Here is a 263-nt window from a genome sequence, read left to right as displayed (position 1 = left end):
CGGGAATCTCCGTCAGCAGTGGATTCAGCGTTGGGGTTGCGGTGGAACGCGAAAATCGTTGTTTTTGTATCTACCGGAGCGGGTGGCGCCCGCTGGGCGCCCCCGCTTCATGCGCGCACGGGTGCGCGCATCAGTGCCAGACTCAGGCGGCGAGCTCAGCGGCGGTCTTGCCGACCTGGCTCTCGTCGATGGCGTCCATGATCCCGTGCTCCATCAGCAGGTCTTCGAGCTCGTCCATCGTGATGGGCGAGGGGATCACGCCA

Annotated in this window: 1 pseudogene; it reads right to left on the bottom strand. The window is 64.6% G+C overall.

Annotation, left to right across the window (positions count from 1 at the left end):
- Positions 1-142: 142 nt before the first annotated feature.
- Positions 143-263: pseudogene (gene nifH, locus SM757_RS35315) on the bottom strand (nitrogenase reductase); the annotation flags it as partial.

This window comes from Azohydromonas lata (assembly GCF_034427735.1).
Taxonomy (GTDB): Bacteria; Pseudomonadota; Gammaproteobacteria; order Burkholderiales; family Burkholderiaceae_C; genus Azohydromonas; species Azohydromonas lata.
Note: the sequence above shows the minus strand (reverse complement) of the source record. Positions and strands in the feature narration are given on the sequence as shown.